This window comes from Pseudomonas sp. UBA7500, from assembly GCF_002478435.1.
Classification (GTDB): Bacteria; Pseudomonadota; Gammaproteobacteria; order Pseudomonadales; family Pseudomonadaceae; genus Aquipseudomonas; species Aquipseudomonas palmensis.
This window is the reverse complement of record NZ_DLNW01000006.1, coordinates 174,971-191,980: the sequence shown is the minus strand read 5'-3', so window position 1 is coordinate 191,980 and position 17,010 is coordinate 174,971. Positions and strand designations below refer to the sequence as shown.

Annotated in this window: 2 protein-coding genes; both read right to left on the bottom strand. The window is 68.3% G+C overall.

Annotation, left to right across the window (positions count from 1 at the left end; translation table 11 throughout):
- Nucleotides 1–4 precede the first annotated feature (4 nt).
- Complete coding sequence (locus B4I46_RS05780; protein ID WP_286899002.1) at nucleotides 5–1,699, bottom strand: molecular chaperone HscC; 1,695 nt, start codon at nucleotides 1,697–1,699, stop codon at nucleotides 5–7.
- A gap of 95 nt (nucleotides 1,700–1,794) precedes the next feature.
- The gene (locus B4I46_RS05775) at nucleotides 1,795–16,806 is read right to left on the bottom strand and encodes an autotransporter-associated beta strand repeat-containing protein (protein WP_286899001.1); all 15,012 of its coding nucleotides are present in this window, start codon (nucleotides 16,804–16,806) and stop codon (nucleotides 1,795–1,797) included.
- Nucleotides 16,807–17,010: the final 204 nt, after the last annotated feature.

Genomic DNA, 17,010 nt, shown 5'->3' with positions numbered 1-17,010 from the left:
TCCTTCAGCGCCAGCTGTCCTGGCCCAGTTCATTCACGCGCTGTTCGAGCTCGTGGCGCACCTCGCGGATCTGGCGCTCGTCCTGGGTTTCCAGCACGCGCTGGAACTGCGCGGCCCAGGCCCCGATCAGCTCACGTACCTCGCCCAGGCTTTCCTGATACAGGCGCTCCAGGCGCGCCAGCAACAGGGTGTTGGGTTGCTGGTCACGCGGGTGGGTCTTGAGCTCGGCCAGCGCCGCCAGGCGTTCGCGTACCTCTTCGGGGCTGAGTACGCCGGGGTTGTTCTCGATCACCAGGGCATGCTGCTCGCCGGTCAGCGGGATGCTCACCTGGGCTTCGAGAATGCCGTTGATGTCGTAGGTGAAGCGCACGTCCAGGGCCACCTCGCCGGCCTTGCGCCGTGGCACCGGAATCTCCAGCACGCCCAGCAGCACGTTGTCGCGCACCAGGCGGCTCTCGCCCTGGAACACCTTGACCAGCACCTGCTCCTGCTGGTCGTCGACGGTGTACACCGTCTGCACCCGGCTCACCGGCACCACGCTGTTGCGCTCGATGATCGGCAGGTAGTGCCCGCTCTCGTGGCGGTCACCGACCTGGCGCACGGTTTCCATGCCCAGGGTGTAGGAGCACACGTCGGTCAGCACCACCTCTTCGAGCGCGGCATCCCGGGCCTTGAGCGCGGCCTGCACGGCGGCGCCGTGGGCCACCACTTCATCGGGGTTGAGGCTGATCGAAGGGAAGCGCCCGAACAGCCCGGCCGCCAGCTTGCGCACCAGCGGCATGCGCGTGGTACCGCCCACCAGCAGCACTTCGTCCAGGTCCGAGGCGCGGATGCGCGCATCGCGCAGGGCGCGTTCGATGGGGGTGCGCAGGCGTGCCAGCAGCGGTGCGAACAGGTCGGCCAGTGCATCCTGGGTGTACACGTGGCGCCATTCGCGGCCCTCCACGCGCACCACGAAGTCGGCCTGCTGGGCCTGACCCAGCTGCCGGCGTACACGCTCGGCCTCGCGGCGCAGCGGCTGCAGCAGCGTGGTCGCGCCGGGGAAGTCGTTGCCCTGCTGGGCCTGCACGAAATGCTCCAGCAGCAACTGGTCGAAGTCTTCACCGCCCAGGTAGTTGTCGCCGGCGCTGGCGCGCACCTCCATCACCCCTTCGAACAGCTCCAGAATCGACACGTCGAAGGTGCCGCCGCCCAGGTCGAAGACCAGAAACGAGGTTTCCTTGTCGCGCTGGTGCAGGCCGTAGGCGAGTGCGGCGGCGGTGGGTTCGTTGATCAGTTTGTCGACGCGCAGCCCGGCCAGTTCGCCGGCCACGCGGGTGGCCTTGCGCTGGGCATCGCTGAAGTAGGCCGGCACGCTGATGACCGCCTCGGTGACCGGCTCGCCATAGGCACGCTCGACGTCTTCCTTGAGGCTCTTGAGCACCAGTGCCGAGAGTTCTTCGGGGCGGTAGGCACGCCCACCCAGGGTGACCTGCTGATTGCTGCCCATGTAGCGCTTGAACAATGCGGTGGTCAGGTGCGGATGGGTGTGCAGGCGCTCGCGAGCCGCCTGCCCGACCAGCACCCGGCCCTGGTCGTCGAGCCCCACCACGCTGGGGGTGAGCGTGTGGCCGAGTGCGTTGGCCACCAGTTCAGTGGCGCCATCGCGCCACACCGCCACCAGGCTGTGGGTCGTGCCCAGGTCGATACCGACGATCATCAGCGACTTCCCTCTCATCAAATCAGAGGGCGATGGTACTTGAGGTACCTGCGCTCAAGCCACCGCCTTCACGCGCCGTGATCGTCGTTCGCCGCCTAGAACCCCATGCTGAAACTCACCGTTACCGCATGGTCGCGGGTGTCGCTGGACAGTTGCCCCGAATAGCCCAGGCCCAGTTTGCCGGCCTGCCCGATCGACAGGTCCAGCCCCGCCTCGACCACCGCCGCATCGCGGGCGATCGGCACGCCCTGGGTGGTGAAGCCGGCGCCGCCCTCGATGAAGCGCAGGTCGGCATCGGGCTTGGTGTCGCCGTAGGCATGCCGCCAGCCCAGGCTGCCACGCGGGGTCAGGGTGCTGCCGTTGGCCAGCTTGAACGCCTTGCCCGCCCGCAGGCCCACGGTGGAGAAGGTGATGTCCTGGTCGGCACTGGCCTTGAGCCGCGCCGCGCCGCCCTTCTCGCGTGCAGTGTCGCTGTCGTAGTTGACGTAGGCCAGGCCCGCGAACGGTTCCAGCGCCACGCCGCCTGCCTCGATGGCGTAGCTCACCTCGCCGAACACCTGCGCGGTGCGCGCCTTGTACTTGGCCTTGAGGCGGTCGTCGTAGCTGCCGATGGCGACGTCACGCTTGCTCTCGATGTCGTGCCAGCTGTACGCCGCACCCACGCGGGCCGAGAAGGCATCGAGCTGGTAGCCCAGGTAGGTGGCCAGGTGGTAGCTGTCGATGCTCGCATCGGAACGGCGGCCGCTGGCATCCAGGTCGCTGCGGGTATAGCCGGCGGCCACGCCCACGCGCCAGTCGCTGTTCAGGCTGCGGTCCACCCCGAGCAGGAAGCCCTGCACGTTGCGGTCGATGCTGGCGCTGTTGCTGTTGCCGTCCATCTTGCCCCAGGTGCCCAGTGCCTGCGCCCAGCCCACGGCCTCGTCGTGGCAACCGTCGCTGGTGAGCTGGTTGGCGTTCGGTGCCAGGGCCCGACGCGGATCCTCCTCGCGCATGCAGCCTGGCTGGCGCAGGCGGTCGTTGACCGCTTCGCGCACGTAGCGCGAGTCTTCGATCAGCGCACTGGCGGTACTGGCATGGATCTCGCCCGACAGGCTGTCCAGCGCCGCCTGAACGCCACCACGGTTCTGCGCCATGACCGCGCCCAGTACCGCCGCCGGTGCCTCGCTGCTGCCCAGTGCGCCGGCCACGGCCTGCTGGTTGGGGGTCGAAGCCACATCGCCGAGGCTGGTGCCGTTGCGGCTGATGGTGACGCCGACCTGGTTGCTGCCGTAGTTGAGGGTGGTGTCGTAGAACGGCGTATCCGGCAACTGCACGGTGGTGAAGGTGCCGTTCACCCCGCCGCCGGCAGTCACCACGGTGTACTGCGCGTTGCCCGAGGCCGGTGCCGAGTTCAGCACCACCAGGCTGCCGCCCAGGTTGGCCGTGCCGCCCACGGTCAGGCCGCTGCTGGCGGGGTTGCCGACCACCACCTGCAGGGTGCCGCCCGGGGCGTTGGTGAAGTTGCCGCCGACCTTGAGCCCACTGGCCGGGTCAGGCTGCACCACACCGTTGTTGACCAGCGAGCCCACGCTGCCGTTGCCGCTCAGTGCGGCACCGGCCCCCACCGTGACCTTGGCCCCGAGCACCGTGCCCGGGTTGGCCGCATTGCCCACCAGCAGCAGGCCCTGGTTGACCGCCAGGTTGCCGCTGAACGGCTGGTTGCCGGTCAGCAGCAGGCTGCCGCTACCCTGCTTGACGGTGTTGCCGGTGCCGCTGAGCACACCGTTGAAGCGGCCGTCGGTGTCCTGCTGGAACACCAGGCTGGCGTTGTCGACGATGTTGCCCTGCAGGCTGGTGGTGTTGCCCACCAGCGTACCGCCGCTGACCCTGGTGCCGCCGGTGTAGGTGTTGGCGCCGCTCAGGATCAGCGTGCCTGCGTCGAGTTTTTCGATACCGCCCGCGCCCACCAGCGGCGCCGAGATCTGCGTGCTGTCGCCGGTGTTCACGCGCACGGCGGCCAGGTCGCCATTGGCTGCATTGACCGGTGTCAGGCTGCCGCCGCTGCCGGCCACCAACTGGTAGCCGCCGCTGAGGAACTGCAGGCCGGTGAAGGACTGGTTGCCGGCCACGGTGACGGTCCCCGCCTGGCCACCGAACACGCCGAACTGCGCATCCCAGGTTTCGCTCAGGTTGCCGTTGACGTCGGTCCAGTTGGTGCCGTTGCCCCAGGTGCCGCTGCCGCCACCGATGGTGCCGTCGGCGTTGGTCTTGCCGCCGTTCCAGAACTGCAGTGCGCCACCGGCGCCCTGCACCACCAGGTTGATCTGCTGGGCGATGGCCGTCTGCAGGGTCAGTTGGCCTGGCAAGGTGCCGCCTGGCAGCAGGCCGAACAGCAGGCCGTTGTCGGTCAGGTTGCCTCCGTAGCTGAACAGCTGGTAAACGCCGCTGCCGAAGCCACCGGCATTGCTGATGTTGAGCGTGCCATCAAGGGTCAGGTCGCCCGCCACCTTGACCACGGTGGTCGAGGCCGATGCCTGCCCGAGCGCCAGGTCGACATTGCTGCCGGCATCCAGGTTGAGCGCGCCGACCTTGAGTGGCGTGGCGCCGCTGCCCGCCGCCAGGGTCGCACCGCTGGCCAGGTTGACCGTGCCGGCGTAGTTGCCGCTGCCGCCCAGGGTCGCCCCGTTGTTGACCTGCACCGTGGCACTGGCCAGGCTGCCGTTGACCAGCAGGCTGCCGGCGTTGACCGTGGTGGCGCCGGTGAAGCCGCTGTTGCCGGTCATCAGCAGTTGCCCGCTGCCGTTCTTGATCAACGTGCCGCTGCCGGTGAGGTTGCCGGTGTAGGTACCGTTGCTGGCCTGTTCGAAGGTCAGCGCGGCGTTGTTGAGGATCGCGCCCTGCAGGCTGCTGGTATTGCCCTGCACGCTGCCGGCGTTGAAGGTGCTGCCGCCGCTGTAGGTGTTGGCACCGCTCAGCAGCAGTGCGCCATTGCCGTTTTTCACCAGGCTGCCGTTGCCGCTGATCACCCCGTTCAGGGTCAGGTCGTGGCTGCCGCCCAGGGTCAGTTGCGAGGCCAGGCTGACGGCGTTGCCCAGTTGCAGGTCAAGCGTGCCGTCCAGCTGCGCAGTGCCACCCACCGTGAGCGCGCCGCTGCCCAGTGCAGCGTTGTCGCCCAGGGTCAGGCTGCCGGCATTGAGGCGCGTACCGCCCTGGTAGGTGTTGGCGCCGGCCAGGGTCAGGTCGGCCGTACCGTTCTTCACCAGGCTGCCGCTGCCGCTGACGAGGTTGGTGAGATCAAGGTCATTGCTGCCCGCGATGGTCAGCGCACCGCCGAGCGTCACGGCGTTGCCCAGGGTCACGGCCTGGTTGGCATCCAGCGTGGTGCCGTCGGCAGCCGTCAGCGCACCGCTGCCCAGGGCGGTGTTGCTGCCCACCACCAACGTGCCGCCGTTGAGCTGGGTGCCGCCGGTATAGCCGTTGTTGCCGTTGAGCACCAGGGTGCCGCCTTCGAGCTTGGCCAGGGTGCCGCTGCCGTTGATGTCCACGTTCAGTGTGGCGCTCACGCCGTTGCCGATACGCACGTTGCCGGTGCCCTGGGCACCGTTGGTGAGGTTCAGCGCGTCACCGCTCAGCACGTAGCCATTGTCGAGGAACTGCAGGCCGTTGACGGTCTGCACACCATCGACGGTCACCGCGCCGCCCGTGCCCTGGAACACCGCGAAGGTGCCGTTCCAGGCCTGGTTGAGCGCTCCGTTGGCATCGGTCCAGTTGGTGCCGCCGACGCTCCAGACACCGGCGCCGCCGTCGACCGATCCATTGCCGACGGTCTGGCTGCCGTCCCAGAACAGCACGTTGTTGTTGCTGCCGCCCACCACCAGGTTGACCTGGTTGTTGACGGCGGTCTGCACATCCAGATCGCCCGCGATGACCCCATTGGGCACGCTGCCGATGGCCAGGCCGTTGTTGGTCAGCGCGCCGCTGTAGTCGATCAGGCGATACACGCCCGCACCGAACCCGCCCAGGTCGGTGACATTGAGCTTGCCGTCCAGGGTCAGGTTGCCGCCCACGTTGATCAGCGCCGGGGTACCCACCACAGGGGCGCCCAGGGCCGCATCCAGGTTGGCGTCCGCGCCCAGTACCAGCGAGCCGACGCTCAGGGTATCGCCGCTGCGCAGCGACAGGTGCCCGCCGTCGGCGACGGTCAGCGCGCCGCCGAGGCTGCCGGTGCCGCCCAGGGTGCTGCCGCTGTTCACCGTGACCGTGCTGCTGGCCAGGCTGCCATTGACGATGAGGCTGCCGCCGCTGACGGTGGTGGCCCCGCTCAAGGTATTGCCACCGCCCAGGGTCAGCGTGCCGGTGCCGGTCTTTTCCAGCGTACCGGTGCCGCTGAGCACCCCGCCGAACGTGCCCTCGCCCACTTGCAGGCCGGTACCGGCGCCCACGTTCACGGTGCCGCTGCCGCTGAGCTCGCCCAGGTTGGTGGTGCCGCCCAGGTTGAGGCTGGCGCCGTTGCCCAGGTTGAGCTCGGCCGGGTTGCCGAGTGCACCGCTGCCCACCGTGCTGAGGCTGCCGGAGAGAATGTTGAGGATGCCGCTGAAGCTGTTGTTGCCGCTGAGGGTGAGGTTGGCCGCACCGTTCTTGTTCAGGGTGCCCGCACCGCTGAGCACGCCGGCCAGGGTCAGGTTGTTGGTACCCGCCACGTTGAGCGTGCCGCCCACATCCACCGCGTTGGCCAGGGTCATGGCGCTGGTGGTGGTCAGGGTGGAGGTGCCGCTGACACTCAGGGCACCGCTGCCCAGCGCCGAGCCGTTGCCCAGCGTCAGGTTGCCGGCACCCAGCTGGGTGCCGCCGCTGTAGGTGTTCACCCCGGTGAGGGTCAGACCGCCGCTGCCGGTGTGGTTCAGGCTGCCCGTGCCACTGATGACGCCGCCCAGGGTGAGGTTGTTGCTGCCCGGCAGGGTCAGGCCGGCGTTGAGCACGATGGCATTGGCCAGCGACAGCGCACTGCCATTGACCAGGCTGGAGGCGCCACTGACGGTGAGCGCACCACTGCCCAGCGCCCCGGCGTTGCCGACATTCAGGGTGCCGCTCTGCAGTACGGTACCGCCCGTGAAACCGTTGGCACCATTGAGCGTGAGGCTGCCGCTGCCCTGCTTGGTGAGGCTGCCGGCGCCGTTGACCAGGCCATTGAGGGTCAGGTCGTTGCTGCCGAGCAGCGTCAGGTTGCCGCTCAGGTTGAAGGTGTTGGCCAGCGCCAGCGCGCTGCTGCTGTCCAGTTGCGTGCCCGCGGCCGCGTTGAGGGCGCCGACGCCCAGTGCGGTGTCACTGCCCAGTACCAGCGTGCCGGCATTCAGGGCGGTAGGGCCGGTGTAGCTGTTGTCGCCGTTGAGCGTCAGGCTGGCGCCGCCCGCCTTGAGCAGGCCGCCGGTGCCGCTGATGTCACCTTCCAGCGTCAGTGCGTTGCTGCCGGCAATGCTCAGTTGGCCGAGCAGGCCGATGGTGTTGGCCAGGCTCACCGCCTTGTTGCTGTCCAGGGTGGTGCCATTGGCCGCAGTCAGCGTGCCGCTGCCCAGCGCGCCGTCATTGCCGACCACCAGGGTGCCGCCATTGAGCTGCGTACCGCCGGTGTAGCCGTTGGCGCCGTTGAGCACCAGCGTGCCGCTGTCGAGCTTGGCCAGGGTCGCGCTGCCATTGACCGGCAGGTCCAGGGTGGCGGTCACGTTCGGGTCGACCCGTACCGCAAAGCTGCCACTGTTGCCGTTGACGGCGTTGAGCACGCCGCCACTGCCGGCGACCAGCTGGTAGCCGTCGGTGATGAACTGCAGGGCATTGACGGCCTGGCCACCTTCGACCGTGACCACGCCGCCCGCAGCGCCCTGGAACACCGCGAACTGCCCCTGCCAGACGTCGTTGACGGTGCCGTTGAGGTCGGTCCAGTTGGTGGTGGTGCTGTTCCAGGTGCCGCTGCCGCCCTGCACCACGCCATCGGGGACAGTGCCCGCCCCATCCCAGAACTGCACGATCAGGTTGGGCGAGTTGACCAGCACGTTGACCTGGCCGGTAATCGCGGTTTGCAGTTGCAGCTCGCCGGGCGTGACGCTGCCCGGCAGGCTGCCCAGCACCAACCCGTTGTTGGTCAGCGAGCCGTAATCGAACAGGCGATAGATACCATTGCCGAAGCCGCCGTCATCGGTGATGTTGAGCGTGCCACCCAGGGTCAGGTTGCCGGCAACACTGAACAACGAGGTACCGCCGGTGACGGGCGAGCCGAGTGCGACGTCGATGCTGGCGTTGGGCGCCAGCGCCAGCGAGCCGAAGCTGAGCTGGGTGCCGCTGGTGCCGGCCAGGTGGCCGCCGTTGACGATGGTGGTCAGCCCGCCCACGCTGCCGCTGCCGGTCAGGGTCGCGCCGGAATTGACCGTCAGGTTCCCCCCGTTCAGGGCGCCCGACACGTTCAAGGTACCGCCGCTGACCTGGCTGGCGCCGCCCAGGTTGCTGATGCCGGCAAGTTCCAGCACGCCGGTGCCGACCTTGTTCAAGCCGCCGCTGCCGACCAGGGCACCGGCGAAGACGCTGTCCAGGTTGGTACTGCCCAGGCTCAGCGTGCTGCCCAGGCCGATATTGGTGGTGCCGCTGCCGGTGAGTGCACCGATGCTGGTGTTGCCGTTCAGGTTCAGGTCGGTGCCGCTGCCCAGGTTGACACTGGCGACATTGCCCAGGGCGTTGCTATTCAAGGTGGTCAGCATGCCCTGGGTGATATCGAGTGTGCCGCTGAAGGTGTTGTTGCCGAACACCACCAGTTCCTGGGCGCCGCTCTTGATCAGGTTGCCCGAGCCACTGATAACCCCACCCAGGGTCAGGTTGGCGGCCGTGTCCAGGGTCAGGTCGCCATTGACCGCGATGGCATTCAGCAGCGTGACAGCCTGGGTATTGCCCAGGGTGCTGGTGCCCGTCGCGCTCAGTGCGCCGCTGCCCAGCGCAGCGCCATTGGTGACGGTCAGGGTGCCGCCGCCCAGGCTGGTACCACCGGAGTAGGTGTTGGTGCCGCTCAGGGTCAGGTTGCCGCTACCGGTCTTGATCAGTTGGCCGTTGCCGCTGATCACGCCGCCCAGGCCGAAGTCGTTGCTGCCGTTGACGGTGAGGTTGGCATTGAGGCCGATGCCGTTGTTCACCACCACGGCGCTGTTGCCGCTGCTCAGGCTCGAGTTGCCGGTGACCGACAGCACCCCGGTGCCCAGCGCATTGTTATTGCCCAGCACCAGGGTGCCGGCGGTGAGGATGGTCTCGCCGCTGTAGGTGTTGCTGCCGTTGAGGGTGAGGGTCGCAGCGCCGTTCTTGGTCAGGTCGCCGGGGCCGTCGATCACGCCGTTCAGGGTCAGGTCGTTGCTGCCGCCGACGTTCAGGTTGCCGACGATGTTCAGCGCATTGCCCAGCGTCACCGCCGTGCTGGCATCGAGGATGGTGTTGTTGCTGGTGCGCAGGGTACCGACGCCCAGTGCGCTGTCGCTGCCCACGATCAAGCGGCCGGCGCCCAGCAGGGTGTCGCCGCTGTAGGTGTTGGCGCCGCTCAGGGTCAGGTCGCTGGCGCCGGTCTTGACCAAGCCGCCCGCGCCGCTGATCGCGCCCGTCAGGGCCAGGTTCTGCGCGCCGAGCAGGGTCAGGTTGCCGGTCAGTACCAGGGCATTGTCCAGGGTCAGCGCGGTGCTGGTGTCCAGCGTGGTGGCGCCGGCGGCGGTCAGGGTGCCACTGCCCAGCGCCGTGGCCGAGGTCAGCAGCAAGCCGCCGGCATTGAGCGCGGTACCGCCCTGGTAGGTATTGTTGCCGCCCAGGGTCAGCACCCCGGTGCCGGTCTTGATCAGGCCGCCCGCACCGCTGATGTCGCCGCCCAGGGTCAGGCCGGCGCTGTTGGCGACGGTCAGGTCGGCATTCAGGCCGATGGCGTTGCCCAGGTTCAGCGCGGTGTTGCTGGCCAGGGTGGAGGCGCCGCCGACCGTCAGCGCGCCGCTGCCCAGTGCGGTGGCGTTGCCTACGGTGAGGGTGCCGGCATTCAGGGTGGTGCCGCCGCTGTAGGTGTTGGCACCGGTGAGGGCGAGGTTGCCGCCACCGGTCTTGATCAGCCCGCCAGTGCCGCTGACCACGCCCGTCAGGCCCAGGTCGGTGTTGCCGGCGACCGTCAGGTTGGCGCCCAGGTTGACCGCGTTGGCCAGGTTCACCGCAGCGCTGCTGGCCAGGGTGGACGCCCCGCCCACGCTGAGGCCGCCGTTGCCCAGCGCCAGCGCATTGCCCACGGTGAGGGTGCCGGCGTTCAGGGTGGTGCCGCCCTGCCAGGCGTTGGCACCGGTCAGGGTCAGGTTGCCCGCGCCATTCTTGGTGAGGCTGCCGGCACCGTTGACCTGGCCGCCCAGGGTGATGTCGTGGGTGCCGCCAACGGTCAGGTTGCCGGCCAGCGATACGGCGTTGAGCACGGTGACATCCAGGCTGCTGTCCAGCGTGGTGCCGCCTGCTGCCACCAGGCTACCCAGGCCCAGCGCCTGGTCACTGCCCAGGACCAGGCGGCCGCCATTGAGCAAGGTGTTGCCCAGGTGGGTGTTGCTGCCCGACAGGGTGAGCGTCGCGCCACCATTCTTGCTCAGCCCGCCGCTGCCGGTGAGGTTGCCGGCAAGGGTCAGGTCGTTGCTGCCGACCACCGTCAGGCCGCCGAGCAGGCCGATGGCATTGCCCAGGGTCACGGCGCTGCTGGCGTCCAGTGACGTGCCGGCCTGTGCAGTGAGCGTGCTGGTGCCCAGTGCGGTGTTGCTGCCGACGATCAGGGTGCCGCCGGCGAGGCTGGTGCTGCCCTGATAGGTGTTGTTGCCATTGAGGGTCAGGCTGGCCGAACCGTTCTTGACCAGCCCGCTGCTGCCGCCGATCACGCCATTGAGCACCAGGTTGCTGGTGCCCGGCAGGGTCAGGTCGGCGCCCAGGTTGATCGCGTTGGCCAGGCTCAGCGGGGTGCTGGTCGCCAGGCTGGACGCGCCGGTGACGTTCAGCGCACCACTGCCCAGTGCCGCACCATTGCCCAGGGTGAGGGTGCCGCCGCCGACGCTGGTGCCGCCCTGGTAGGTGTTGGCACCATTGAGGGTCAGGTTGCCCGTGCCGGTCTTGTTCAGGGCACCGCTGCCGCTGACGATGCCGTTGAGGGTCATGGCGTTGAGGCCGTCGAGGGTCAGGTTGGCGCCCAGGTCGATGGCGTTGGCCAGGTTGGTCGTGGTAGTGCCTGCCAGGCTGCTGGCAGCGGTCACGTGCAGCGCGCCTGTGCCCAGGGCCAGGTCATTGCCAAGCAGCAGCCGGCCAGCGGCCAGGGTGGTGCCGCCGGTGTAGCTGTTGGCGCCGCCCAGGGTGAGCGTGGCAGCGCCGTTCTTGGTCAGGTTGCCGGCGCCGTTGATGCTGCCGTTCAGGGCCAGATCGTTGCTGCCGGCCACCGTCAGGCCGCCGAGCAGGTTGACGCTGTTGCCCAGGGCGATGCTGGCGTTGCTGTCCAGCGTGGTGCCGTTGGCAGCAGTCAGCGCACCGCTGCCCAGCGCCAGGTTGTTGCCTACCACCAGGGTGCCGCCATTGAGGGCGGTGCCGCCGCTGTAGCTGTTGCTGGCGTTTAGCACCAGCGTGCCGCTGTCGACCTTGCTCAGCAGGCCGCTGCCGCCCAGGGCGACACCAACCGTGGCGGTCACACCCGGATCGACACGCACCGTGGTGGCGCCATTGCTGCCATTGACCAGGTTCAGCTGGCCGGTCACGCCATTGAGCAGGCGGTAGCCATCGGTGACGAACTGCAGGCCGGTGATCGACTGCGCGCCATTGACCAGCACGTCGCCTGCGGCGCCCTGGAATACCGCGAAGTTGCTGCTCCAGTCACGGTTGCCGGTGCCGTTGACCGTGGTCCAGTTGGTACTCAGGGCATCCCAGGTGCCGTTGCCGCCCTGGATCACGCCGTTGCCGACCAGGCCGGTGCCGTCCCAGAACAACACGCTGCCATTGGCGCCACCGACCAGCAGGTTGACCTGGCTGCCGATCGAGGTCTGTACCTGCAGGTCGCCCAGCTGCACGCTGCCGGGAATGCTGCCGATCACCAGGCCGTTGTCGGTGAGCTGGCCGGTGTAGTTGATCAGGCTGTAGATACCGGTGCCAAAGCCGCCGATGTCGCTGACATTGAGGGTGCCGTCCAGGGTCAGGTTGCCGTTGACCTTGATCAGCGCATTGCCGCCGGTAGCCGGCGAACCAAGGCCCACGTCCAGGTTGGAGTTGGCGTTGAGCACCAGCGAGCCCAGGGTCAGGCTGCTGCCGCTGTTGGCCGCCAGGTGGCCGCCATCGGCGATGGTCACCGCGCCCAGCACGCTGCCGGTGCCGGTACTGGTGAGGGTGGCGCCGGTATTGACCTGCACCAGGTTGCTGCCCAGCGAACCGGTGACGTTCAGGGTGCCGCCATTGACCTGGGTGGTACCGCTCAGCAGGCCGTTGTTGCCGGCCAGTTCCAGGCTGCCGCCGCCGACCTTGATCAGGCCACCGGCCCCGGCCAGGCCGCCGGTGAACACGCTGCTGGCATCCCCCGCGCCCACGCTCAGGTTGGTACCGGCCCCCAGGTTCACGCTGCCGCTGCCGGTGAGGCTGGCAAGGCTGCTGCTGTTGCCCAGGTTGAGGCTGGCGCCCAGCCCCACGTTCACCGCCGAGGCATTGCCCAGCGCGCCGGCACCGACCGTGGTCAGGCTGCCGTTGAGCACGTTGACCGCGCCGCTGAAAGTGTTGTTGCCGCTCAGGGTCAGGTCGGCCAGGCCATTCTTGATCAGGCCACCGGTGCCGCTGATCACCCCGCCCAGGCTCAGGTCGTTGTTGCCCGCCAGGCTCAGGTCGGCATTGAGTATCAGGTTGTTACCCAGTGCGAAGCTGGCGCTGTTGTCCAGGCTGGCGTTGCCGGCCACGGTCAACGCGCCGGTGCCCAGGGCATTGGCATTGCCCAGGGTCAGGCCGCCGGCATTGAGCACGGTGCCGCCCTGGAAGGTGTTGACGCCATTGAGGGTCAGGTTGCTCGCCCCGTTCTTGACCAGCCCGGCGGCGCCGCTGATCACGCCGCCCAGGGTCAGGTCGTTGCTGCCGGCCAGGGTCAGGTTGGCACCCAGGTTGATCGCGTTGGCCAAGGCGAAGCTGGCGCTGTTGTCGAGGCTGGCCGCACCGGTCACGTTCAGTGCGCCATTGCCCAGCGCCGAGGCATTGCCCAGCACCAGCGCGCCGGCATTGAGCAAGGTCCCGCCGGTGAAGGTGTTGAGACCATTGAGGGTCAGGGTGGCGGCACCATTCTTGATCAATTGGCCGGCCCCGGCGATCACACCGCCCAGGGTCAGGTCATTGCTGCCGACAACGCTCAGGTTGGCGTTCAGGTTCACCTGGTTGGCCAGGTTGAGCGCCACGCTGTTGTCGAGCGTGGCAGCGCCGCCCACGTTCAGTACGCCGCTGCCCAGTGCCTGGTTGTTGCCAAGGCTGAGGCCGCCGCCATTGAGGTTGGTACCGCCTTGATAGGTATTGGCCGCGTTCAGGCCGAGGGTGGCCGTGCCCGTCTTGGTCAGGCTGCCGGTGCCGCCCACCACGCCGTTGAGCGTCAGGTTCGCGGCCCCACCGATGCCCAGGTTGCCGGCCAGGTTGACCAGGTTGGCCAGGCTGACCGCCGTGCTGGCCTCCAGTTGGGTGTTGCCGGCTGCGTTCAGCACGCCGGTGCCCAGCGCGGTGTTGCTGCCGACGATCAATTTGCCGGCGTTCAGGTTGGTGGCGCCGCTGAAGGTGTTGGCACCGCTCAGGGTCAGGTCGGCACCGCCGGCCTTGGTCAGGCCGCCTGCGCCGCTGATCACGCCGCCGAGGTTGAGGGTGTTGCTGCCCAGCAGGTTGAGGTTGCCGGCCAGGGTCACGGCATTGCCCACCGTCAGGGCGTTGGTGGCGTCCAGCGAGGTGTTGCCGGCAGCAGCCAGCGTACCGGTGCCCAGTGCGGTGTTGTTGCCCAGGATCAGCGTGCCGGCATTGAGCGCCACGCCGCCACCGAAGGTATTGGCAGCGCCCAGCGTCAGGTTGGCCGCACCGTTCTTGCTCAGGCCCGAGGCGCCGCTGATGACGCCGTTCAGGGTCAGGTTGCTGGTGCCCGGCAGGGTCAGCACGCCATTGAGGACCACGGCATTGGCCAGTACCAGCGGTGAACTGTTGGCAAGGCTCGCCGCGCCGCCGACAGTCAGGGCGCCGGTGCCCAGCGCTGCGGCACTGGCCAGGGTCAGGGTACCGGCGTTCAGGGTGGTACCGCCGAGGAAGGTGTTGTTGCCGCTGAGGGTCAGGTTGGTGGTGCCGTTCTTGATCAGGCTGCCATTGCCGCTGATCAGGCCTTGCAAGGCCAGGTCGTTGCTGCCGTCGAGGGTCAGCGCGCCGTTGAGCGTGAGGGCGTTGCCCAGGGTCACGCCCGGGGCGGCGTCAAGGCGGGTACCGTCCGCCGCGATCAGTGCGCCCTGCCCCAGCGCCGTGCTGCTGCCGAGCACCAGCTTGCCGGCGTTGAGCCGGGTATTGCCCACGTAGGTGTTGTTGCCGGCAAGGGTCAGGTCGGCCGCGCCGTTCTTGATCACGCCGCCCGCGCCACTGATCGGGCCGCCCAGGCCAAGATTGGCCGTGCCGCCGACGGTCAGGTCGGCGCCAAGGTTGACCGCGTTGGCCAGGCTGAGTGCCACGCTCGCATCCAGGCTGGCGGTGCCCGTGGTGTTCAGGGCGCCGCTGCCCAGGGCGTTGGCCGCGCCCACCATCAGGCCGCCGGCATTGAGCGTCACACCGCCCTGGAAGCTGTTGTTGCCGTTGAGCGTGAGCAGCGCGGCGCCGTTCTTGACCAGCCCGCCGCTGCCCGACACCACGCCGCCGAGCGTGAGGGCATTGCTGCCGGCCAGGGTCAGGTTGCCGCCCAGGCTGATGGCATTGGCCAGGGCAACCGAGCTGGTGCTGTCCAGCGTGGTGCCATCGGCCACGGCCAGCGTGCCGGTACCCAGCGCCGTGTTGTTGCCGACGATCAGCTTGCCGGCCTGCAACTGCACGCCGCCGCCGCCGAAGGTATTGGCCACGCCCAGGGTGAGGTCGGCCGCACCGTTCTTGATCAGCCCGCCGGTACCGCTGACCACGCCCCCCAGGGTGGTCGCGCTGGTGCCCAGCAGGCTCAGCGTGTTGGCGCCGAGCACCACGGCGTTGTTGAGGTTGACTGCGCTGCTGGCGTCCAGGCTGGCATTGGCGCCCAGGGTCAGCGCGCCGGTACCCAGCGCCGCGCCGTTGCCCACGGTCAGGCTGCCGCCGTTGAGCAGCAGGCCGCCGGTGAAGGTGTTGGTGCCCGTGAGGTTGAGGTTGGTGGTGCCGTTCTTGACCAGGCTGCCATTGCCGCCGATGACGCCGCCGAGGGTCAGGTTGTTGCTGCCGGTGAGGGTCAGCGCACCGCCCAGGCTGATGGCGTTGGCCAGGGTCATCGCACTGCTGGTGTCCAGGCTGGTGCCGGCGGCCGCAGTCAATGTACCGCCCCCCAGCGCGGCGGCATTGCCGAGGATCAGCTTGCCGGCGCCCAGCGTGGTACCGCCGCTGTAGGTGTTGCTGGCGGCCAGGGTCAGGTCGCCGCTGCCGGTCTTGTTCAGCGAGCCGGTGCCGCTGACCACACCGCCCAGGGTCAGCGCATTGCTGCCGGGCAGGCTCAGCGCTGCCGACAGCTGCACGGCGTTGCTCAGCACCAGCGGTACCGAGCCCTGCAGGCTGCCGGCCCCGGTAACGCTCAGGCTGCCGGTGCCCAGGGCCGCAGCGTTGGCGAGCGACAGTACGCCAGCATTGAGGAAGGTGCCGCCGGTATAGGTATTGGCCCCGCTCAGGCCCAGGGTGCCGGCGCCTGTCTTGGTCAAGGCGCCGCTACCGCTGACGATGCCGGTGAGGGTCAGGTTGTTGTCGCCGATGATGCCGAGCCCGCCGGCACCGAGGGTGACGGCGTTGGCCAGCGACAGGTTGGCCGCGCCCGCACCCAGCGCGCCACCGTTGGCCGCGATGGTGCCGGTGCCGAAGGTCGAGGCGTCGTCGAACACCAGCGAGCCGCCGTTGAGGCTGGTGCTGGTGACCCCGAGCAACGCGCCGGAGAGTGTCCAGGTGCCGCTCTGCACGAGCAGGTTGTTGAAGTTGATGTAGTTGCTGGCCGAAAGCGTGCCCGTGCCGCCGGTACCGGTGCCCCCGCCGATGGCGTTCTGCAGGGCCAGGGTGTTGCTGCCGCCGGCACCGCCGTCGACCTTGCCGCTAGGCGCATACAGCAGGTTGATGCCGGCGATGCCCAGGTCGACGCCTACACCTCCCCCGCTACTGACACTGGAACCTGTGATTGCGTTGAAGCGGTTGGTGGAGTTCGCCCCCATCGACACGCCGCCACTGATCGCGCCACTGTTGGTGAAGGTATTGCCGGTGGCAGTGCCTGATGCCTGGAACGCCACGCGACCGATGATGGTGCCGGTGTTGGTCATGTTCACGCTGCCGCCGCCATACACCGCCACCACCGGGGCGTCTGGAGCCAGCACGCTGACGCCGACAATGTTCGATGAACCGATGGTGCCGTCGTTGACCAGCGTGGTAACGCCACCGTTGCCGTTCTGCACGCTCAGGGCCAGGCCGTTGAGGTTGAGCAGGCTGGCACTGAGCACACCGGTGGTGCCCTTGATCACGCCACCGCTGAAGTTGGTGATGCTGACCGTGCTGGCCGCCGAGTTGCCGACCTTGATCCCGGAGCTGAGCCCGCTCAGGATCCCGAGGAATGCGGGGTCGATGGTGCCCGAGTTGTTCAGGGTGACGTTGTTGCCGGTCAGGTTGACTGCCGTGCCGAGCAACGGCGCGTTGATCTGCGAGCCATTGCTCAGGTTAAGGGTCAGGTTGTTGGCGGAGGAAGTGACGTTGCCGTTCAACCCCGGGGTGCAGGTGACCGTCGCGCCCGCACCGGGGATCAGCGGGGTACAGGCGGCACTGGCCGTTGCACTGAACAGGCCGAAAGCGATTCCCGCGGTGGCCAGGCTCACGGCCAGCGACAAGGGGCGAATACGGGCGGGGGCAAGCTTGACGGCACGTCTGTCCACGGGCGACTCCTTCGTGGATCAGGCAGTTCGTTCCTTGAATGCGTGCGACGGGTACGCCGTGGAAACTACACACACTAACGTCGAAATGCCTGACCTTGGCGACTACGATTCCAGTGCTGGAATATGTAGCCGCTTTCCCGGAGCCCTTGCGCAAAGGCGTTACGTCAAATGGTGTTAATACTTTGGCAATGGGCCCCGTGAATA